This window comes from Pantoea sp. GABEPS69 (assembly GCF_045780835.1).
Taxonomy (GTDB): Bacteria; Pseudomonadota; Gammaproteobacteria; order Enterobacterales; family Enterobacteriaceae; genus Pantoea; species Pantoea septica.
In genome coordinates this window covers 3,523,228-3,543,375 of the sequence record NZ_CP118618.1, presented here as the reverse complement: position 1 = coordinate 3,543,375, position 20,148 = coordinate 3,523,228, and the positions used below count along the sequence as shown (strand labels likewise).

Sequence of the window (20,148 nt, the reverse complement as noted above, 5' to 3'; positions counted from 1 at the left end):
CGCTTATAGCGTCTTCAGCATTCTGTATTCGCAGTCGCCGTGGCCGGTACAGCCGAGCACCTCGTCGATGCGTTCAAAGCCCAGCGACTCGTAGAGTTTAATGGCGCGCGTCAGAGTGCCTGTGGTTTCCAGATAGCAGCGGCGGAAGCCGCGCTGGCGCGCATGCTCCATCGCGCGCAGCGCCAGCTCGCGCGCCACGCCGAAGCCGCGTACCTCCGGCAGGAAATACATTTTCTGCAGCTCGCAGATATCAGGCGCACTGCAGGCGAGCGGGGCGATGCCGCCTCCGCCTGCGACTTTCCCCTGGTGCTCCACAATCCAGTAGGCGCTGTGCTCGGCGCTGTAAAGTTCATACAGGCTGTCGAGCTGCGGATCGGCCACGGTATAGCCTTTGTCGGCGGTCAGGCCGAACTCTGCTGAGACGGTGCGGATAACCTGGGCGATATGGGGATTGTCGGCGGCGCTGATAGGGCGCAGCTTAAGCGCCAGCTGCAGTGCTGAAGTCGTCATAATCTTTTCCGATTAAAATAATAAAGCCGGGCAAGCCCGGCTTCGTTTTTTTACGCTGTCAGACTCAAATGCTTACAATGCCGCAATCACTGCCTGCTGTTCAATCAGTTTCGCTTTCGACTGCTCCAGCTCGGCAACGCGCTCGCGCTCTTTCGCTACTACCGCTTCCGGCGCGCGCGAAACAAAGCCTTCGTTCGCCAGCTTGACCTGAATCTTCTCGATTTCGACGTCGAGCTTGCCCAGCTCTTTCGCCAGACGATCCAGCTCCGCCGCCTTGTCTACCAGGCCCGCCATCGGGATCAGCAGCTCGGCGCCTTCGACGATTTTCGTCACGGACACCGGCCCTTTCTCGCCCGCCGGCAGGATGGTCAGGCTCTCCAGACGCGCCAGGCGCGACAGGAAAGTGCGGTTCGCTTCCACACGGCGCAGCGCCGCAGGAGAACAGTCGCGCAGCAGCACGTCGAGCGGCTTGCTCAGGGCGATATTCATTTCGGCGCGGATATTACGCACCGCGACGATCGCCTGCTTCATCCACTCGATATCCGCCATCGCTTCCGCATCCACTTTCGCCGCGTCGTACTGCGGGAAAGGCTGCAGCATAATGGTGTCGTCGCTGATGTTCTTCAGCACCTTCACACGCTGCCAGATGGTCTCGGTGATAAACGGAATGATCGGATGGGCAAGGCGCAGCAGCGCTTCCAGCACCGTCACCAGCGTATTGCGCGTGCCGCGCAGCTCCGCTTCGCTGCCGTTGTTCATTACCGGCTTAGTCAGCTCCAGGTACCAGTCGCAGAACTGGTTCCAGGTGAAGTCATAGAGAATATTCGCGGCGATATCGAAACGATAGCTGTCCAGCGCCTCGCGGTACGCTTTCACCGTGTTATTGAACTCGGCGAGGATCCAACGATCTGCCAGCGACAGCGTCATCTCGCCGCCGTTCTGACCGCAATCCTGATCTTCGGTGTTCATCAGCACGAAACGGCTGGCGTTCCACAGCTTGTTGCAGAAGTTGCGGTAGCCTTCAAGACGCTTCATATCCCAGTTGATGTCGCGGCCGGTCGAGGCGAGCGCCGCCAGGGTAAAGCGCAGCGCGTCGGTGCCTGATGGCTCGATGCCGTCCGGGAACTGCTTCTCGGTGCGCTTGCGGATCTTCTCCGCCAGCTGCGGCTGCATCATGTTGCCGGTACGTTTTTCCAGCAGATCTTCCAGCGAGATGCCGTCGACCATATCCAGCGGATCGATAACGTTGCCTTTAGATTTCGACATCTTCTGGCCTTCTTCGTCGCGGATCAGACCGGTCATATAGACGGTCTTGAACGGCACCTGCGGCTTGCCGTCTTCATCTTTGAGGAAGTGCATGGTCAGCATGATCATGCGGGCGATCCAGAAGAAGATAATGTCGAAGCCGCTTACCAGCACGCTGGTCGGGTGGAATTGACGCAGCGCGTCGGTGTTCTCCGGCCAGCCGAGGGTCGAGAAGGTCCAGAGGCCAGAGGAGAACCAGGTGTCGAGCACGTCTTCGTCCTGACGCAGTGCCACGTCCGCGCCCAGGTTGTTTTCGCTGCGCACTTCCTCTTCGCTGCGGCCAACATAGACGTTGCCGTCGTTGTCGTACCAGGCCGGAATGCGGTGGCCCCACCAGAGCTGGCGCGAAATACACCAGTCCTGAATATCGCGCATCCAGGAGAAGTACATGTTTTCATACTGCTTCGGCACGAACTGGATATCGCCGTTCTCGACCGCCTCGACCGCGACTTTCGCCAGCGGCGCGGTACGCACGTACCACTGGTCGGTCAGCATCGGCTCGATCACCACGCCGCCGCGATCGCCGTAAGGCACGGTCAGGTCGTGCGGTTTGATCTCGTCCAGCAGGCCCAGTTCGTCCACGGCGGCGACAATCGCCTTACGCGCGGCGAAGCGCTCCATCTTTTGGAACGCCGCCGGGATCTCGTCCGAGCAGGCGTCGCTCACTTCGCCGTTGGTGTCGTACACCTGGGCGCGCTCGCGGATATCGCCGTCGAAGGTCAGGATATTGATCATCGGCAGCTTGTGGCGACGACCGACTTCATAGTCGTTGAAGTCGTGCGCCGGCGTGATTTTTACGCAGCCAGTGCCTTTCTCCATATCCGCGTGCTCGTCGCCCACGATGGGAATGCGACGGTTCACCAGCGGCAGGAGCACCTCTTTGCCGATCAGATCTTTGTAGCGCGGGTCTTCCGGGTTGACCGCCACGCCGGTATCGCCCAGCAGGGTTTCTGGACGCGTGGTGGCGACCACCAGATAATCTTTGCCTTCGGCGGTTTTCACGCCGTCCGCCAGCGGATAGCGGATGTGCCACATCGAGCCTTTGCTCTCGCGGTTTTCCACTTCCAGATCGGAAATCGCGGTGCGCAGTTTCGGATCCCAGTTCACCAGGCGTTTGCCGCGATAGATCAGATTCTCTTTATGCAGGCGAACAAACACCTCTTTCACCGCATTGGAGAGGCCGTCGTCCATGGTGAAGCGCTCGCGCTCCCAGTCCACGGAGTTGCCGAGGCGGCGCATCTGGCGGGTAATGGTGCCGCCCGATTCCGCCTTCCACTGCCAGATCTTCTCGATAAAGGCGTCGCGGCCGTAGTCCTGGCGCGTTTTGCCCTCTTCGGCGGCGATCTTGCGCTCTACAACCATCTGGGTGGCGATGCCCGCATGGTCGGTGCCGACCTGCCACAGCGTGTTTTTCCCCTGCATGCGCTGGTAGCGGATCATGGTGTCCATGATGGTCTGCTGGAAAGCGTGACCCATGTGCAGGCTGCCGGTGACGTTCGGCGGCGGGATCATTATGCAGAAGCTTTCCTGGCTGGTATCGCCGTTAGGCTTGAAATAGCCTTGCTCTTCCCAGTGCTCGTAAAGCGGCTGCTCGATGTCTTGCGGGTTATATGTTTTTTCCATTTCTGCTATGTCGTTTGCGGCTGCGGCGGCGTGGCCGTATTCAATTGGAAACCAACGCTGCGGTACGCTTTATAGCGGTCGCGCGCCAGCTGTTTCTGAGACTCTTCGTAGGGTACGAAGTCTATCACTTCATGGAAAGCAGTAGCAAAATCTGCAAACTGCGGCAGCAGGCTGATCAGCAGATCGCGCGGCGAGCTGCCGCGACGCTGCGGCCAGGCGAGCTCGACCGGCGCGCCGTAGCGCGGACCTTCGCCCGCCAGGTTGTGCGGCACGAAGGCGTTGGCCGGGCGCTGCCACAGCGCCTCGTCGAGGCGAATGGCCTGCTGTTCGTCTTCACAGGCGATCAAAATGCGTTTGCCCGCCCGCCAGCGCGTTTCCGCCAGATCGCACACCAGCGCCTCGATGGCGCTCAGCTCTTCGCTGGGCGAGTCCGTTTCCATTACGTAGAAGGTTGCGTTTTTCATGGAAATGCCTTGTGGGTGAGAGGTGTCGATGTTACCAGCTAAGGCGCGCGGTAGCACTTCCCGATGAGATGGATATGGCGTCTGCGGTGGTATAAATCAATGCGCGCCGCCCCTGAGAGCGGCGCGCAGCGGGACTTAGTCGTCGCCGTTCAGTCCGGCGCGGTTCAGCAGGAACTGCGACAGCATCGGCACCGGACGACCGGTTGCGCCTTTGGCTTTGCCGGAGCGCCAGGCAGTGCCGGCGATATCCAGGTGCGCCCAGTTATATTTACGCGCAAAGCGCGCCAGGAAGCAGGCGGCGGTAATCGCGCCGCCGGGACGGCCGCCGATATTCGCCATATCGGCGAAGTTCGATTCCAGCTGCTCCTGATATTCGTCCGCCATCGGCAGGCGCCAGGCGCGGTCGCCGGACTGTTCTGACGCGCCGATCAGCTCGTGCGCCAGCGGATTGTGGTTCGACAGCAGGCCGCTGACGTGATGGCCGAGCGCGATAACGCAGGCGCCGGTCAGGGTCGCCACGTCGATCACCACTTCCGGATCGAAGCGCTCTACGTAGGTCAGCGCGTCGCACAGCACCAGGCGGCCTTCCGCATCGGTATTCAGCACTTCTACCGTCTGGCCGGACATGGTGGTCAGCACGTCGCCCGGACGCATGGCGCGGCCGTCCGGCATGTTTTCACAACCCGCCAGCACGCCGACCACGTTAAGCGGCAGGTTCAGCTCGGCCACCATGCGCATCACGCCGTAGACCGACGCCGCGCCGCACATGTCGTACTTCATCTCGTCCATCGATTCCGCGGGCTTGATGGAGATGCCGCCGGAGTCGAAGGTCAGCCCTTTGCCCACCAGCACGATAGGGCGCGCGTCCGCATCCGGGTTGCCTTTGTACTCGATGACCGACATCAGCGACTCGTTCTGCGAGCCTGCGCCCACCGCGAGATAGGCGTTCATGCCCAGCTCTTTCATCTGCTGTTCGCCGATGACGCGCGTGGTGACGTTTTTGCTGTAGGCGTCCGCCAGCTGGCGCGCCTGCGAGGCGAGATAGGCGGCGTTGCAGATGTTGGGCGGCATATTGCCGAGATCTTTCGCCGCCTTCACGCCGGCGGCGACCGCCAGACCGTGCTGGATAGCGCGCTCGCCGCTGGTGAGTTCGCGGCGCGTCGGCACGTTGAACACCAGTTTGCGCAGCGGACGGCGCGGTTCGGTTTTATTGCTTTTCAGCTGGTCGAAGTTATAAAGCGCTTCTTTGGAGGTTTCGACCGCCTGACGCACTTTCCAGTAGGTATTGCGGCTTTTTACATGCAGCTCGGTGAGAAAGCAGACCGCTTCCATCGAACCGGTGTCGTTCAGGGTATTAATGGTTTTCTGGATCACCTGCTTATACTGGCGCTCGTCCAACTCACGCTCTTTGCCGCAGCCAATCAGCAGAATGCGCTCGGAAAGAATATTAGGTACATGATGCAGCAGCAGGGTCTGGCCCACTTTGCCTTCCAGCTCGCCGCGGCGCAGCAGGGCGCTGATGTAGCCATCGCTGATTTTGTCTAACTGCTCGGCGATCGGCGACAGACGACGCGGCTCGAAAACACCGACAACAATGCAGGCGCTGCGCTGTTTTTCCGGGCTTCCGCTTTTTACACTGAACTCCATGCACTCTCCTGAATCTTAAAGACAACGGCCGCGGCTGTCGCTAGAATGGTCCGCTTGATACCACAGAGGTAAAAAATTTTGTTGGTAATCAGCGTTCGAACTACGTTTAGTGTGGCAATGCGTTAATTTTCACCACCCTGACGCATTTGTCATACCATTTTAGCTGCGACGCAGGCCATTGATGAAGAAAAATGGCTAATAAGCGTTGAAACTAGCGATTTTCCTGCAAAAAGACAAGTTATCACAGGCGTACTAAGCGTGATCATCATTAGATATCTGGTTCGGGAAACGCTCAAAAGCCAGCTGGCTATCCTTTTCATCCTGCTGCTTATCTTCTTTTGTCAGAAGTTAGTGCGGATTTTAGGGGCTGCGGTGGACGGCGAAATCCCAACAAATCTCGTTCTGACTCTGTTAGGGCTTGGCGTGCCTGAAATGGCACAACTTATTCTGCCGTTAAGCCTGTTTCTGGCGATCCTGATGACGCTGGGCAAGCTCTATACCGACAGCGAAATCACCGTGATGCACGCCTGCGGATTAGGCAAAAGCGTGCTGGTGAAGGCGGCGATGGTGCTGATGCTGCTCACCTCCGTCGTGGCGGCGGTCAACGTTATCTGGCTCGGTCCCTGGTCCTCGCGCTATCAGGACGAGGTGACGCAAAACGCCAAAGCCAACCCTGGCGCGGCGGCGCTCGCGGCCGGCCAGTTCCAGAGCTCCAGCGACGGCAGTTCGGTGCTGTTTATCGAAAACGTCAAGGGCAACCAGTTCGGCAACGTCTTCCTGGCGCAGCTGCGCGCCAAGGGCAACGCGCGGCCGTCGGTGGTGCTGGCGGACAGCGGCCATATGGAGCAGCACAAAGACGGCTCGCAGGTGGTGACGCTGGATAAAGGCACCCGCTTCGAAGGCACGGCGATGCTGCGCGACTTCCGTATTACCGACTTCACCAACTACCAGGCGCGAGTCGGCTATAAAGAGGCGACGCTCGATCCGAACGACGCCGAGCAGTCCGATCTCACCACGCTGCTCAGCAACGACACGCCGGCGTTCCGCTCCGAGCTGCACTGGCGCTTTACGCTGATCTTCTCGGTGCTGGTGATGGCGCTGATGGTAGTGCCGCTCAGCGTGGTCAACCCGCGTCAGGGACGCGTGTTGTCGATGCTGCCCGCGATGCTGCTCTATCTGATCTTCTTCCTGCTGCAGAGCTCGCTGAAGTCGAATGCGGCGAAAGGGCGGCTCGATCCGGCGATCTGGATGTGGGTGGTGAATATCAGCTATCTGCTGCTGGCGGTAGCCCTTAACCTGTGGGATACGGTGCCGATGCGCCGCGTGCGCGCCCGCTTCAGCCGCGGAGGTTCCGTCTGATGTTTCGCGTTCTCGACCGTTATATCGGTAAAACCATTTTCAATACCATCATGCTGACGCTGTTCATGCTGGTGTCGCTCTCCGGCATCATCAAGTTCGTCGATCAGCTGCGTAAGACCGGGCAGGGCGCCTATACCGCGCTCGCCGCCGGTTACTACACGCTGCTCAGCGTGCCGAAGGATATTGAGATCTTCTTCCCGATGGCGGCGCTGCTTGGCGCGCTGCTGGGACTGGGCACGCTGGCGCAGCGCAGCGAGCTGGTGGTAATGCAGGCAGCGGGCTTTACCCGCATGCAGGTGGCGCTGTCGGTGATGAAAACCGCTATCCCGCTGGTGCTGCTGACCATGGCGATCGGCGAGTTTCTCGCCCCGGCGGGCGAGCAGATGGCGCGTAACTACCGCGCGACTCAGCTCTACGGCGGCGCGCTGGTATCGACGCAGAACGGCCTGTGGGCGAAGGACGGCAATAACTTTATCTATATCGAACGCGTGCGCGGCGATAACCAGCTCGACGGCGTCAGCATCTATAACTTCAGTGACGACCGTCGTCTGAAGAGCGTGCGCTACGCCGCCAGCGCCACCTGGGACCAGGCGAACAAGCGCTGGAATCTGGCGCAGGTGGATGAGTCGGATCTCAACGATCCGAAGCAGATTAGCGGCTCCCAGAGCCTGAGCGGCGAATGGAAAACCAACCTGACGCCGGACAAGCTCGGCGTGGTGGCGCTCGATCCCGACGCGCTGTCGATTCGCGGCCTCTATAACTACAGCAAGTACCTGAAGCAGAGCGGTCAGGAGTCGGGACGCTATCGGCTCAATATGTGGAGCAAGATTTTCCAGCCGCTGTCGGTGGCGGTGATGATGCTGATGGCGCTGTCGTTTATCTTCGGACCGCTGCGTAGCGTGTCGATGGGCGTGCGCGTGGTGACAGGCATCAGCTTCGGCTTTCTGTTCTACGTGCTGGACCAGATCTTTGGTCCGCTGAGCCTGGTGTACGGTCTGCCGCCGATAATGGGGGCCATCCTGCCCAGCGCCGCCTTCTTCGCCATTAGCCTGTTCCTGCTGGTTAAGCGGCGTTAAGCCCAGATATCAACCCAGAAGCAAAAGAGAGGCCGCAAATTGCGGCCTCTCTCTTATAACACGCTGAAAACCGGTAGCCTTTAACGGTATCGCTGATGACTCGCTTTTTCAGCTATGCCAGGCTCTGTGGAGGTTTTTTTCAGCGCCATGAAAGAATGTGCGAACTGGCGCAGCGAATGCCGCAACATGAGGTCCCACTGATGACGATTGCAGAACAACTCAGGCAGGAAGGCGAGCTAAAGGGCAAACGGGAAGGGATGCTTGAAGGCGAGCTCAAGGGCAAGCTCGACGTCGCGCGCAGCCTGCTGAAAATGCAGCTGCCGCGCGACACCATCTTGCAGGCGACCGGGCTGACGGAAGAAGAACTCGATCGCCTCGGCGACCATTAACCCTCTGAAGCCGAAACCCACGCTAGCCAACGCAATAAAAGAACCCGCCTTAAAAAGCGGGTTCTGTCTGTCGTCGCGAGTGGTTTTAACGCGCCAGCATCGGCAACAGCGCCGGAAGCTGCGACAGCAGATAGAGGATCAGCCCGATAGTGCCGCCCACCAGCGTGCCGTTGATGCGGATAAACTGCAGGTCCTTGCCGATATTCAGCTCGATCTGCTGCGACATATCGCGCGCGTCCCAGCTCTTCACCGTATCGCTGATATGACGCGTCAGGAAGGCGGCGAACTCCGGCGCGACGCTGCGCGCGGCCTCCTCCAGATGACGGTTCATCGAGGCGCGTAGCGCGTCGTCGCGCGCCAGGTTCTCGCCCAGCCACAGCGCCGCCTGGCGCACCTTCTCCTGCACGCGCGAGTCGTCGCTGTTGAGATCGGTTTTCAGCCAGGCGCGCAGGTCGTTCCACAGCTCGCCGATATAGCGGTTCAGCGACGCATCCTCTTTGATCCAGCGCTTTATCTCCTCTGCGCGCGCCGCCATCTCGGGATCGTGCTTCAGCTTCTCAATCAGCCGATCCACCGCGCGGTTAAAGCCGAGGCGCAGCTCGTGGCCCTGATCGGCCGCCACGTCGTCGAGCACCGAGTCCACCGCGTTGGCGACCAGCTCGGCGCTGTGCTCGCCCAGCCAGTCGGTCGGCAGCATTTTGGCCTTAATGGGATGCTCGCGCTTCAGCCAGCGCACAATCTGCATGGCGATAAAGTCGCGCGTGGCGGGCTTGTGCATCAGGCGCAGCAGCTGATCGATCGCCGCGTCGAGCAGCTCCTGATGGCGGTTGTTTTTGGTCAGGCTCTCCAGCAGCACCGCGCTGGTCTGCGACAGATCGACCTTGTCGATGGCGCGATGCACCGCGCGGCGCATAAAGGCCTGGATGCGCGCGTCGTCGGTAAGATCGAGGAAGCCGCGCATCACCTGCAAAAGATGACGCCCGACGCGGTCGGCATTGCCCGGCGCGTTAAGCCACTGCGCCAGCATCTGCGCCGGATCGTGGCGGCGGATCAGCGCCAGCAGCGAGTCGGTATCAAGAAACTTCTCCTGCACGAAGCGGCCAAGGTTGTCGCCGATGCGATCTTTATTGCGCGGGATAATCGCCGTATGGCGCGAGATAAAGGGCACCGGCACGCGGCGAAACAGCGCCACCACGGCGAACCAGTCCGCCAGCGCGCCGACCATCGCCGCTTCAGTGATCGCCTTCACGCCGCTGACCCAGAAGTTAGGCGGCAGAAAAAGGGTGGTGATAAAGGTGGCGGCGGCCAGCAGCAGCAGGCCGAGCGCCAGACGTTTTGTCCGTTTAAGTTCGCGTAATTTATCCATGCTCACAGCTTAGCAGAGGCCAAACCGCTGCGGAAACCGCCTTAGCGACGGCGTCCGCCCAGCAGGCTGCCGAGCACCCCGCGAATAATCTGGTTGGCAATCTGCCGCGTGGCGCTTTTCGCCACGCTCTGCACGATGCCGTCATGCTTGCCGCCGCGTGGGCCGGTATGGCCGAACAGCACCTCTTTCAGCCCGCCGAGAATGCCATCGTCAACCTCGACCTTGTTGCCCTTCGCCTGCGGCGCGTCAGCCTGCTCGCTGGCGCCTTTCACGCCCTGATGCAGCTTCTCATAGGCGGACTCGCGGTCGATCTCCTCGTCATATTTGCCCGCCAGCGGCGAGTGGTTGATCAAACCGTTGCGCTCGTCAAGGCTGACCGGCCCCATACGCGAGCCGGGCGCGATTACCATTGCGCGCTCAACCACCGACGGGCTGCCTTTTTCATCCAGGAAAGAGATCAGCGCTTCGCCGGTGCCCAGCGCCTGAATCGCCTCGACGGTATTGAACGCCGGGTTGGCGCGCAGGGTGTCGGCGGCGCTCTTCACCGCCTTCTGATCTTTCGGCGTAAAGGCGCGCAGCGCGTGCTGCACGCGGTTGCCGAGCTGGCCAAGCACGCTCTCGGGCACGTCGGCGGGGTTCTGGGTGACGAACCAGACGCCGACGCCTTTCGAGCGGATCAGACGCATTACCTGTTCGACCTTCTCCAGCAGCACCGGCGGCGCGTCGTTGAACAGCAGATGCGCCTCGTCGAAGAAGAACACCATCTTCGGCTTCTCCAGATCGCCCGCTTCCGGCAGATGTTCATAAAGCTCCGACAGCAGCCACAGCAGGCTGGTGGCATAGAGCTTCGGCTGCTGGTAGAGCTTGTCCGCCGCCAGAATATTGATAAAGCCTTTGCCGTCGGCGTCGACGCGCATCCAGTCGCGGATATTGAGCATCGGCTCGCCGAAGAAGTGCTCCGCGCCCTGCTGCTCCAGCGCCAGCAGCCCGCGCTGGATGGCGCCCACCGACGCGCTGTTAATATTGCCGTACTGCGTCTGGAAGCTTTTGGCGTTGTCGCCGATGTACTGCGTCATCGCGCGCAGATCTTTAAAGTCGAGCAGCAGCAGTCCCTGATCGTCGGCGACGCGGAAGATAATCTGCAGCACGCCGCTCTGGATCTCGTTGAGATTCAGCAGGCGCGCCAGCAGCAGCGGGCCGAGGTCGGAGACGGTGGCGCGCACCGGATGGCCCTGTTGGCCGAAGATATCCCACAGCATCACCGGACTGCGCTGCGGCTGCCAGTCGGTGACGCCGATCTTCGCCAGCCGCGCCAGCAGTTTCTCGCTCTGCTGACCTTCCGCCGCGATGCCGGTCAGGTCGCCTTTCACGTCCGCCATAAATACCGGCACGCCGACAGAGGAGAAAGATTCAGCCAGCTTTTGCAGCGTCACGGTTTTGCCGGTGCCGGTCGCGCCGGTGATCAGCCCGTGGCGATTCGCCATGGCGGGCAGAAGGTGGAGTTGCACATCGGGCGTCTGGGCAATAAGCAGCGGGGCAGTCATAGGTTCACTCTCTGACAAAGGACATTGTCTGAAGGATAGCAAGCGCGGCGGGGGAAAGAGAGAGTATTGCGCTGAAACGGCTGTGCGATATAAGCGCCGTTGAGGCTGGCGCGCGGGACGATGCCCGCGCGCCACGAGGGTTATTTTTGCACCTCGTCCAGCAGCAGCATGCTGACGCCGATGCCCTGCTTAACGTTGCTGAGATTCTTGCGCACCGCCACCTGCTGCGCGCCCTGCAGAATAGTGACGAACGGCGAATTCTGCTGCACCTCGGTCTGTAAATGGGTGTAGAGGGCGCGACGCTGTGCGGCATCGCTTTCGCCCGCTGCCTTGCGCGTCTCGGCGCTCAGCGCAGGGATATCCCAGCCGACGCGCCACGCCAGGGTTTTCGAGCCGCCCGGCACGTTATAGGCGAAGGCGCTGGCGTTGGTGTTCGGGTCGATATAGTCCGCGCCCCAGTATACGAAGATGGACTGGAAATCGCGGGCGCGCATTTTGCTCCACAGCTCTGACTCGGCCACCGGCTGAATATCCAGATTGACGTCCGCCTTCGCGAAGCTCGCCTGCAGCGCCTGCGCCACGTCGATATAGGGCGGCTGATTTACCACCGTCAGGGCGATATGGGTGCCCGGGGCGATGCCGCCATCCTTCAGGATCGCCTTTGCCTTGCTGACGTCGTAGTGGAACGGGGTGGTGTTGAGCGCGCCGTCAAAGCCGTCCGGCAGGAAGCTCTGATGGATGCGGTACTGACCTTTAAGCAGCTGGTTGGCGAGGCTGTCGTAGTCCACCAGCCAGCGCGCCGCCTGCCACAGCGCCGGATTGCCGAGCGCCGGCTGCTGCGCGTTTTTGGTGTTGAAGCCGAGGTAGTAGACCAGGCTCGACGGGAAAGCGTCGATACGCACGTTGGCATCGCTCTTCAGCGCGGCGATCTGATCGGGGCCAAGCTGGTAGGCGACATCCACATCGCCCTGCTGGATCAGCAGGCGACGGGTGCCGGGATCGGCGACGCCCTTCAGCAGCACGCGCTTCAGGTGCGGCTGCGGCGCGGCGTGCGGATTGGCCTCCAGCACCAGCGCCTGCAGCGGCACAAACTGTTTGATGGAAAACGCGCCGCTGCCCGCGGAATGCGTCTTCAGCCAGCCGTTGCCGGTGTCGTTATTGCTGGCGTGCTGCAGCGCGGTTTTGCTGTCGACTACTGAGCTGACCGGCGCGGTGAGCAGACGCAGCGCCAGATCCTGGCCGATTTGCGCCGGCCAGCGGATCTCCAGCTGGTGGTCATTGAGCGCCGTGAACTGGCTGTCGATATTGTCAGGCGTCCAGCCGAACTCGCCGAGAATAAAGGAGGGCGCTTTGTTGAGCTTCACCGCGCGCGTCAGCGAGAAGATGACATCTTGCGCGGTCACCGGATTGCCGCTGACGAAGCGCGCATCGGGATTGAGGTTGAAGATCAGGCTATGGGGCGTTTCGCCCTGCTGCCAGCTTCGCGCCAGCAGTGGCGACAGCTTTTGCGGATCGTCTTTATTCGGCTCCGCCAGCGTCTGGTAAACATTACGCAGGCTGCTGTTGCTGACCGTTTCAAAGCTCTCTGCCGGATCGAAACTGATAATGCCGTCGAGCGGCACGGCGATAACCAGCGTATCTTTCGGCGTCCCGGCGTGCGCCATCGGCGCTAAGGCCAGCGCGCTTAATATCACAAGCAAAATGCGTCGCATAGAAGTTTATCCTGAGTCGTTGATAAACCGACTATATCCGCGGCGCGCCAGAGTCAAAATGCCTCTTTGTTATGAGCTTTGCATAAAAAGATCGTCTGCTATTTTCGCGCTTTTCACTGTTTTAGCGCGGCGGGGATGAGGGAAATCCATTTATTTAGCGCCCGCCCAAAAATAGCTGTTTGATAAAAGAGCGATCACATTTTCCGCAATATGTCATTGCTGCTGTAAATAAGTGAATATATTGTTGCCGATGAGAATAGTTCTCTTGTATGGAAGTATGATTTTTTTTGATTGATTATTTTCGGCAACAGTCACCCACCGCAAATAAAAATGGTCCTGCGCACAAATTTTCTGGTTAATAAATCATCAATTGTGCGATTTTAAACAAAATTCCCGCTTTCACAGCCTGTTACCCGCCTGTAACCATCCAATAACACAATTATAAATTTTCACTAAAACACATTTTTACTTTTATTGTTACATTTAGACATATCTATATCCCTAATATTGCCGCGGAAATGACCGATAAGATTTGTGTTTAACAAATATATTACTTTTACAGCAAGTGAGAGTCGTGCCGCTATGCTTCTTGAAAAACCCACCACCAGACGAAAGTTTTTGCTCGGGTCTCTACTGGCGTTGCCGCTAGGTGACCTGGTTTTAAAAGGGCTGACCGCAGCGCAGGCGGCAGAAATGGCCGCGCCGGAACTGGCCGACTATAAACCGGGCTTTTTTAGCGCGGACGAGTGGCAGTTTATTCTGGCCGCGACCGATCGCCTGATCCCGGCAGGCGGCAAAGGCAAAGCGCCAGGCGCGCTGGAAACCAACGTGCCGATCTTTATCGACCAGCAGTTGCAGACCAGCGAGTTCGGCGATGAGATCTACATGCAGGGCCCGTTCAACGTCCACGCCGATCCCACCTTCGGCTACCAGATTCCGTTTACGCCGCAGCAGATGTACCACACCGCGATCAAGCTGGTGACGCAGTGGGTGCAGACCACCTACAGCAAGCCGTTCCAGCAGCTCACGCTGGAAGAGAAAGATGACGTGTTGACCAAACTCAACAAGAACGGCATCGACTTCGCCGCGCTGGGCGAAGGCAATCTGAAAGCGTCGCAGTTCTTCAGCCAGCTGCTCTCTGATACCAAGCACGGCTATCTCGCGGATCCGATGTACGGCGGCAACAAAGGCATGAAAGCCTGGATCGCCATCGGCTTCCCGGGCGCGCGCGCCAGCTTCACCGAATGGGTGAAGCAGCACAACGTGCCTTATCCGCTGGGACCGGTCAGCCTTTTGGGTGAACGCGCTTAACGGCGTTGAATCAGGTATTTGAGACAGGATTATCATGGCACAGATTACTAAAAAAGAAGTCGACGTCGTCGTTTGCGGCCTCGGCTGGGCCGGCTCGCTGATGAGCATCGAACTGGCGCTGGCGGGCCTTGAAGTGCGCGCCTTAGAGCGCGGCGGCGAGCGCGACTACCCCGATTTCGCCTACCCGAAACCGGCTGACGAATACGCCTACAACGTGCGCAACAAAGTGTTCGCTACGCCGAAAGAAGTGGCGGTCACCGTGCGCTACGACACCACCCAGACCGCGCTGCCGACCCGTAAATGGGGCGCGTTCGCGCCAGGCACCGGCGTGGGCGGCGCAGGCATGCACTGGACGGCGGTACTGATCCGTCCAACGCCAACCGACATCAAGCTGAAAACCTACGTGGACGAGGCCTACAAGCCGGGCATCCTGCAGGAAGATATGCGCGTGATGGACTTCCCGTTCAGCTGGGAAGAGATCGAACCTTACTACTACAAGTTCGAGTTGATCTGCGGCCAGTCGGGCACCACCGGCAACCTGCGCGGTCAGATTCTGGAAGGCGGCGACCCGTTCGAAGGTCCGCGCTCCGAGCCTTACCCGCTGCCGGCGCTGGAAGACACGCTGAACAACGTGATGTTTAAAGAAGCGGCGACGAAGCTGGGCTACCATCCGTTCCCGAACCCGTCGGCGTGCGTTTCCCGCGCGTGGAAAAACCCGTACGGCAACCAGATCGCCCCCTGCAACTACTGCGGCTATTGCTCGAAGTATCCGTGCCTGAACTACTCCAAAGCGTCGCCGCAGACCGCGGTGATGGATGCGCTGAAGCGCATGCCGAACTTCTCCTACGAAGTGCACGCTGAAGTGGTGAAGGTGGTGCTGCATGACGACAAGAAGACCGCCAAAGGCGTGATCTACTACGACGTCGACGGCAACGAAGTGTTCCAGCCGGCGAAGATTGTCGTGCTCTCCAGCTTCCAGCTCTACAACGTGCGTCTGATGCTGCTTTCCGGCATCGGCAAGCCGTATAACCCGATCACCGAAGAGGGCGTGGTAGGACGTAACTACGCCTTCCTGTCGAACGGCGGCGCGACCCTGTTCTTCAAGGATAAAAACTTCAACCCGTACGCCACCGCAGGCGCCACCGGCCAGATGTTCAACGACATCTCGCCAGGCAACTTCGACGGTCCGGGCCTCGGCTTCCTCGGCGGCGCGAAGATCCACAGCTCGCAGGCCACCGGCACGCCGATCGCCACCTCGCTGCCGAAAGGCACGCCGAACTGGGGCATGGGCTACAAAGAGGGTCTGGAAGAGTGGTACGGCCACTCTATGAAGATCAGCATTACCACGACCTGCCAGTCGTACCGCGACGTCTATCTGGACCTCGATCCGAACTACACCGACCACCGCGGCCAGCCGCTGCTGCGCATGACCTTTAACTGGAAACAGAACGAGCTCAAGCTGCAGCAGTACCTGAAGGGCATCGTCGGCAATATCGGCAAAGAACTGAACCCGGACAGCATGAGCATGAGCTTCCTGCCGATGGACGCCAACTTCGACCTGACCAAGTACGTCTCCACCCACAACGTGGGCGGCGCGGTGATGGGCGACAACCCGAAAACCTCTGCGCTGAACAAGTATCTGCAGAGCTGGGACGTGCATAACGTGTTTGTACCGGGCGGCAACGCCTTCCCGCAGAACTTCCAGGCGAACCCGACCGACACCATCGGCGCGATTACCCTGATGGCGGCGCAGGCGATCAAGGAACAGTATCTGAAGAACCCCGGTCCACTGGTACAGGCATAAGCATATGAAACTGAAATCATTGTTACTCGCCAACGCCGTGCTGCTGGGATGCATGGCGAGTCAGGCGCATGCGGAAGATGAGGCCCAGCTGATCAAGAAGGGCGAATACCTGTCGCGTCTCGGCGACTGTATGGCCTGTCACTCTGTCGCGGGCAAGCCGGACTATTCCGGCGGGCTGGCGATTGAGTCGAACCTCGGCACCATCTATTCGACCAACATCACGCCGGACAAGGCGCATGGTATCGGCAACTACAGCGAGCAGCAGTTCTCCGACGCGGTGCGCAAAGGCGTGCTGCCGGACGGTTCGCGCCTCTATCCGGCGATGCCGTACCCGGACTACGCCAAAATCAGCGATGAAGATATGCACGCGCTGTATGTCTACTTTATGAAGGGCGTGCAGCCGAGCGCCGAGCAGCCGCCGGAGACCAGCCTGAGCTTTCCGTTCAGCCAGCGCTGGGGCATGCGTTTCTGGAACTGGGCCTTTACCAGCGACAAGCCGTTCCAGCCGATCGGCGGCGCCTCTGAAGAGATCAACCGCGGCGCCTATATCGTCGAGAGCCTCGGCCACTGCGGCAGCTGCCACACGCCGCGCGGCCTCGGCATGAACGAGAAGGCGCTCGACAGCGGCGATGCGAAGTTCCTGGCGGGCGGCAGCCTGAATAACTGGGACGTGCCGTCGCTGCGCGGTCTGCCGCGCTGGAGCGAGCAGGAGATCGTCGATTACCTGCAGACCGGCCGTAACGACAAGGCAGCGGTAGGCGGCGAGATGAAGTCGGTGATTGAGCACAGCAGCTCGCATATGACCGACGCCGATCTCAAAGCGGTCGCGGCCTACCTGAAGTTCCTTGGCGGCAATCCGCCGCTGCAGGCCTACAACGTGCAGGCGCAGCAGAAGACCGAAGCGAAGCTGACGGCGGCGAAGAACCTGAGCGAAGGCGAGCGTCTCTACATCGACAACTGCGGCGCCTGCCACTTTGTCACCGGTAAAGGCGCGCCGGGGATCTTCCCGGAGCTGGATCAGGCAACCATCGTTAACGCTAAAGATCCGACCGGGTTGATCCACACTATCCTGGAAGGCGCGCAGCAGCCCTCTACCGAGAAGGCGCCGTCGACGCTGGCGATGCCGGGCTTCGGCAAGCGTCTGAGCGACGACGAAGTGGCGCAGCTCGCGACCTTTATCCGTCAGGGCTGGAGCAACAATGCGCCGGCGGTGACCAAGGATCAGGTTGCGGATGTACGGAAGTCGCTGAAGCACGACTAAAGGGCACTGCGTCTTCTTTCAGATGGCTGAGAAGTCTGCAAGCGGGTGAGAAGGACCGAAGAGCAAAGCGTCCCGCGACAGGGATGTCGCGGGCCGAGCTGGCAGGGATGCCGCTTTTTGCGTCTTTGCGATCGGGCCTTCTCACCCGCGTCAGCACCTTACCTGAAAATATTAAGGGCGCCTTGCGCCCTTTTTTAATGGAAATTATGTCCCACTTCCAGCACGCCGTTAATCACAAACTGCACGCCCATACAGACCAGTAAAAAGCCCATCAGGCGCGAGATCGCCTCGATGCCGCCTTTCCCCACCAGCTTCATAATGCTGCCTGAACTGCGCAGCGCGACCCACAGGATCACCGCCACCAGCAGAAAGGTGAGCGGCGGCGCCACGGCAATCACCCACGCGGGAAAACTGACGCCGCTTTTCACCGTCGAGGCGGAGCTGATAATCATCGCGATGGTGCCGGGACCGGCAGTACTCGGCATCGCCAGCGGCACAAAGGCGATATTGACCGGCTCATGACGTGCGTCGCTGTTCTCCAGCTCATCCTGCTTGTGCTGCGCCTCCACCGAGTGACCGACCGGCTGCGCGGGAAACAGCATGCGAAAGCCGATAAAGGCGACGATCAGCCCGCCCGCAATGCGCAGGCCGGGAATCGAGATGCCGAAGGTATTGAGCACCGCGTTGCCCGCATACCAGGCCACCATCATAATGGCGAAAACATAGATAGAGGCCTGCAGCGCCTGGCGGTTGCGCTCGCTGAAGTTCATTTCGCCCGCCAGCCCCAGGAACAGCGCCACGGTGGTGAGCGGGTTAGCGAGCGGCAGCAGCACGATCAGCCCTAATCCCACCGCTTCTAATAACGCCTGCATATGCGTCCTCTTCTGTCGCGGGATTAGTGTTTAGGCCGTTCCATCGCTTCCAGCAGCTCCGGGAAGAAATCTTCCAGCAGCTCGGGCGTCATCAGCTCCGGATAGCGCATCAGGTGCTCGCGGATGCGTTCGCTCAGCTCCGGGATCAGGCTCTGCGCGGCAGCGAGCGCGGTGATCTTCTTCTGCTTCACCAGGCGCAGCACGTCATCCGGCAGGCTGTCTTCGTCGTCTTCCTCTTCCACCTCTTCCAGCGCGTCGAGATCGTCGAACATATCGAGCAGCGCCTCAATCTGCGGCGTGCGCGACACATACTGTTCCGGCTTCTCCTCTTCCAGATAGCGCAGCAGCGCGCGCACCGGCGAGCCGTCCGGCGTGGCGGGCGGCGAGGAGGTGAACCACTCCAGCATCAGGTGGGTGCTGACGCGATGAACGTGATAGCCGTTATCCACCAGCTCGTCGGCGAGGATATCGGCGGTGTCATGCTCAAGCAGGCAAATATGGGTGCGATTCGGCGTGAACTGTTCCAGCCACTGGTAGATCTCTTCAATCACCGCATCGTCGTACTGGAAGTTTTTGCTCAGATAGCTGCCGTCCGGCTGATGTACGGTCGCGAAAATGAGATCGGGATCGAAGTAAATCGCAATGTTGATGCCTTTCATGCGTGCTGTCCTTTGTAGTGCAAAACCTCACTATAGCCTCAGGGCGCGCAGAAAAACATGGGGCGGCCAGCAGCCTGCGCTGCTGGCGTTAAAAATTAATGTAATTCAGCGCGATCCAGCCCGTAGGCGCTGTCGAGCGCGCCCGGCGCCATCTGCGACAGGATCTGCAGACGGTTCCAGCTATTGATCGCCGCGATGGTAAAGGCCAGCTCGCTGATCTCCACCTCGGAGAAGTGCTCGCGCAGCTCGCCGTAGAGCGCCTCGCTGACGCCCTGTTCGCCGATGCGCGTCAGGGCTTCGGTCAGCGCCAGCGCCGCTTTCTCCCGCGCGCTAAACAGCGGCGACTCGCGCCAGATGGCGACGTGATGCAGACGCAGCTCGCGCTCGCCGTGCAGCTTCGCCTCCTTCACGTGCATATCGAGGCAGAACGCACAGTGGTTCAGCTGCGAGGAGCGGATATCCACCAGATGCTTCAGCGTGGCGTCCAGCGAAGTTTTGCGTAGCGCCATGGAGACGTCGCCGAGGGATTTAGCCAGCGCCGGGACGGTTTTAAAGTGGTTAACGCGTGATGTCATGATGCTTTCCTCTTTCAGAACAGTGAATTAATGGTTTTTAACGCATGGGGCAATGCGGTGGCGCGGTTGACGGGATCGTGCGTGCCGTCGACGCGGATAAATTCCACATCCTCAATGCCGATGTAGGCGAGCGCGACGCGCACGTAGGGCGTGAACTGATCGTCCTGCGTAAAGGGGCCGTGAGCGAAGACGCTGCCGCTGGCGACCACGGCGTAGACCTTCTTGCCCTTGACCAGCCCGACTTTGCTGCCGTCGGCGGTAAAAGCGAAGGTGCGGCCAGCGCGGGTAATGTGATCGAACCAGGCTTTCAGCACCGAAGGCAGGCCGAGGTTCCACATCGGCGAGGCGATGACCAGCGTATCGCAGGCGAATAGCTGATCCACCAGCCTTTCCGAGGTTTCGATAGCGCTGCGCTGGGCACTGGTGCGCGCCTGCGGCGGCGTAAAAAAGGCGCCGATGGTAAAGGCGTCCAGATGCGGCAGCGGATGCTGCGCCAGATCCAGCACCGTCTCTTCCAGCTGCGGATGGCGGGCGCGCAGCCGCTCGACCAGATGCGCCGAGGCGGCGCGCGACGCAGATCCGCTGATATCGGGGCTGACGTTGATATGTAGTAGCTTCATAGGTGACTCTTTGGCGGCTAAACAATGGAGAGATGATAAGCTTCTATGTCA

General features: G+C 60.1%; 17 protein-coding genes. 6 read left to right on the top strand and 11 right to left on the bottom strand.

Features of this window, described 5'->3' with window-relative positions; genetic code table 11:
- Positions 1-3: 3 nt before the first annotated feature.
- The 4 genes from PVE98_RS17275 to pepA all read right to left on the bottom strand — a co-directional run bounded on the left by PVE98_RS17275 (position 4) and on the right by pepA (position 5,549).
- A complete protein-coding gene (locus PVE98_RS17275; RefSeq protein WP_096072505.1) occupies positions 4-510 on the bottom strand; it encodes a GNAT family N-acetyltransferase in 507 nt (168 codons plus the stop codon).
- A 72-nt stretch (positions 511-582) separates the two neighbouring features.
- Complete coding sequence (locus PVE98_RS17270) at positions 583-3,438, bottom strand: valine--tRNA ligase (RefSeq protein ID WP_096072506.1); 2,856 nt, start codon at positions 3,436-3,438, stop codon at positions 583-585.
- A gap of 5 nt (positions 3,439-3,443) precedes the next feature.
- On the bottom strand, positions 3,444-3,902 hold the full coding sequence (locus PVE98_RS17265; RefSeq protein WP_033749344.1) for a DNA polymerase III subunit chi: 459 nt from the start codon (positions 3,900-3,902) through the stop codon (positions 3,444-3,446).
- A gap of 135 nt (positions 3,903-4,037) precedes the next feature.
- Positions 4,038-5,549 (bottom strand): leucyl aminopeptidase, encoded by a 1,512-nt coding sequence (gene pepA, locus PVE98_RS17260; RefSeq protein WP_096072507.1) that lies wholly within the window; start codon positions 5,547-5,549, stop codon positions 4,038-4,040.
- 258 nt (positions 5,550-5,807) lie between these two features.
- On the opposite strand from pepA, the gene lptF reads away from it, so the two are divergent.
- From lptF to PVE98_RS17245, 3 genes are all read left to right on the top strand, one after another.
- Complete coding sequence (gene lptF / locus PVE98_RS17255; RefSeq protein ID WP_033749346.1) at positions 5,808-6,908, top strand: LPS export ABC transporter permease LptF; 1,101 nt, start codon at positions 5,808-5,810, stop codon at positions 6,906-6,908.
- Positions 6,908-7,984, top strand: a complete 1,077-nt coding sequence (lptG, locus tag PVE98_RS17250) for an LPS export ABC transporter permease LptG (protein ID WP_033749348.1) — start codon at positions 6,908-6,910, stop codon at positions 7,982-7,984. Before lptF ends, lptG begins: the two co-directional genes overlap by 1 nt.
- Positions 7,985-8,184: 200 nt before the next feature.
- Positions 8,185-8,373 (top strand): hypothetical protein, encoded by a 189-nt coding sequence (locus tag PVE98_RS17245; RefSeq protein ID WP_127908363.1) that lies wholly within the window; start codon positions 8,185-8,187, stop codon positions 8,371-8,373.
- 85 nt (positions 8,374-8,458) lie between these two features.
- Here PVE98_RS17245 and PVE98_RS17240 read toward each other — a convergent pair whose 3' ends face one another.
- The 3 genes from PVE98_RS17240 to PVE98_RS17230 all read right to left on the bottom strand — a co-directional run bounded on the left by PVE98_RS17240 (position 8,459) and on the right by PVE98_RS17230 (position 12,995).
- Positions 8,459-9,739 (bottom strand): DUF445 domain-containing protein, encoded by a 1,281-nt coding sequence (locus tag PVE98_RS17240; protein ID WP_096073863.1) that lies wholly within the window; start codon positions 9,737-9,739, stop codon positions 8,459-8,461.
- Positions 9,740-9,780: 41 nt separating this feature from the next.
- Positions 9,781-11,283, bottom strand: coding sequence for a helicase HerA-like C-terminal domain-containing protein (locus PVE98_RS17235; protein WP_096072508.1), 1,503 nt, complete (start codon positions 11,281-11,283; stop codon positions 9,781-9,783).
- Between the two features lie 140 nt (positions 11,284-11,423).
- Positions 11,424-12,995 carry an ABC transporter substrate-binding protein gene (locus PVE98_RS17230; protein WP_096072509.1) on the bottom strand — a complete coding sequence of 524 codons (1,572 nt, stop codon included), beginning with the start codon at positions 12,993-12,995 and terminating at the stop codon, positions 11,424-11,426.
- 582 nt (positions 12,996-13,577) lie between these two features.
- Here PVE98_RS17230 and PVE98_RS17225 point away from each other — a divergent pair.
- From PVE98_RS17225 to PVE98_RS17215, 3 genes are read left to right on the top strand one after another with little or no spacing between them, the layout of a single operon-like run.
- Positions 13,578-14,306 (top strand): gluconate 2-dehydrogenase subunit 3 family protein, encoded by a 729-nt coding sequence (locus tag PVE98_RS17225; RefSeq protein WP_033749351.1) that lies wholly within the window; start codon positions 13,578-13,580, stop codon positions 14,304-14,306.
- A gap of 34 nt (positions 14,307-14,340) precedes the next feature.
- Positions 14,341-16,110 (top strand): GMC family oxidoreductase, encoded by a 1,770-nt coding sequence (locus tag PVE98_RS17220; RefSeq protein WP_096072510.1) that lies wholly within the window; start codon positions 14,341-14,343, stop codon positions 16,108-16,110.
- A 4-nt stretch (positions 16,111-16,114) separates the two neighbouring features.
- On the top strand, positions 16,115-17,371 hold the full coding sequence (locus PVE98_RS17215; protein ID WP_096072511.1) for a cytochrome c: 1,257 nt from the start codon (positions 16,115-16,117) through the stop codon (positions 17,369-17,371).
- Positions 17,372-17,565: 194 nt separating this feature from the next.
- Here PVE98_RS17215 and PVE98_RS17210 read toward each other — a convergent pair whose 3' ends face one another.
- From PVE98_RS17210 to PVE98_RS17195, 4 genes are all read right to left on the bottom strand, one after another.
- A complete protein-coding gene (locus PVE98_RS17210) occupies positions 17,566-18,243 on the bottom strand; it encodes a MarC family NAAT transporter (protein ID WP_096072512.1) in 678 nt (225 codons plus the stop codon).
- Positions 18,244-18,266: 23 nt separating this feature from the next.
- A complete protein-coding gene (locus PVE98_RS17205; protein ID WP_033749355.1) occupies positions 18,267-18,902 on the bottom strand; it encodes a hypothetical protein in 636 nt (211 codons plus the stop codon).
- A gap of 95 nt (positions 18,903-18,997) precedes the next feature.
- Positions 18,998-19,477 (bottom strand): carboxymuconolactone decarboxylase family protein, encoded by a 480-nt coding sequence (locus PVE98_RS17200; protein WP_096072513.1) that lies wholly within the window; start codon positions 19,475-19,477, stop codon positions 18,998-19,000.
- Positions 19,478-19,491: 14 nt separating this feature from the next.
- On the bottom strand, positions 19,492-20,097 hold the full coding sequence (locus PVE98_RS17195; protein WP_096072514.1) for an FMN-dependent NADH-azoreductase: 606 nt from the start codon (positions 20,095-20,097) through the stop codon (positions 19,492-19,494).
- Positions 20,098-20,148: the final 51 nt, after the last annotated feature.

Coding starts and splice junctions, on each gene's coding strand:
- PVE98_RS17275 (WP_096072505.1), bottom strand. CDS start 510: ATGACGACTTCAGCACTGCAGCTGGCGCTTAAGCTGCGCCCTATCAGC.
- PVE98_RS17270 (WP_096072506.1), bottom strand. CDS start 3,438: ATGGAAAAAACATATAACCCGCAAGACATCGAGCAGCCGCTTTACGAG.
- PVE98_RS17265 (WP_033749344.1), bottom strand. CDS start 3,902: ATGAAAAACGCAACCTTCTACGTAATGGAAACGGACTCGCCCAGCGAA.
- pepA (WP_096072507.1), bottom strand. CDS start 5,549: ATGGAGTTCAGTGTAAAAAGCGGAAGCCCGGAAAAACAGCGCAGCGCC.
- lptG (WP_033749348.1), top strand. CDS start 6,908: ATGTTTCGCGTTCTCGACCGTTATATCGGTAAAACCATTTTCAATACC.
- PVE98_RS17245 (WP_127908363.1), top strand. CDS start 8,185: ATGACGATTGCAGAACAACTCAGGCAGGAAGGCGAGCTAAAGGGCAAA.
- PVE98_RS17240 (WP_096073863.1), bottom strand. CDS start 9,739: ATGGATAAATTACGCGAACTTAAACGGACAAAACGTCTGGCGCTCGGC.
- PVE98_RS17235 (WP_096072508.1), bottom strand. CDS start 11,283: ATGACTGCCCCGCTGCTTATTGCCCAGACGCCCGATGTGCAACTCCAC.
- PVE98_RS17230 (WP_096072509.1), bottom strand. CDS start 12,995: ATGCGACGCATTTTGCTTGTGATATTAAGCGCGCTGGCCTTAGCGCCG.
- PVE98_RS17225 (WP_033749351.1), top strand. CDS start 13,578: ATGCTTCTTGAAAAACCCACCACCAGACGAAAGTTTTTGCTCGGGTCT.
- PVE98_RS17220 (WP_096072510.1), top strand. CDS start 14,341: ATGGCACAGATTACTAAAAAAGAAGTCGACGTCGTCGTTTGCGGCCTC.
- PVE98_RS17215 (WP_096072511.1), top strand. CDS start 16,115: ATGAAACTGAAATCATTGTTACTCGCCAACGCCGTGCTGCTGGGATGC.
- PVE98_RS17210 (WP_096072512.1), bottom strand. CDS start 18,243: ATGCAGGCGTTATTAGAAGCGGTGGGATTAGGGCTGATCGTGCTGCTG.
- PVE98_RS17205 (WP_033749355.1), bottom strand. CDS start 18,902: ATGAAAGGCATCAACATTGCGATTTACTTCGATCCCGATCTCATTTTC.
- PVE98_RS17200 (WP_096072513.1), bottom strand. CDS start 19,477: ATGACATCACGCGTTAACCACTTTAAAACCGTCCCGGCGCTGGCTAAA.
- PVE98_RS17195 (WP_096072514.1), bottom strand. CDS start 20,097: ATGAAGCTACTACATATCAACGTCAGCCCCGATATCAGCGGATCTGCG.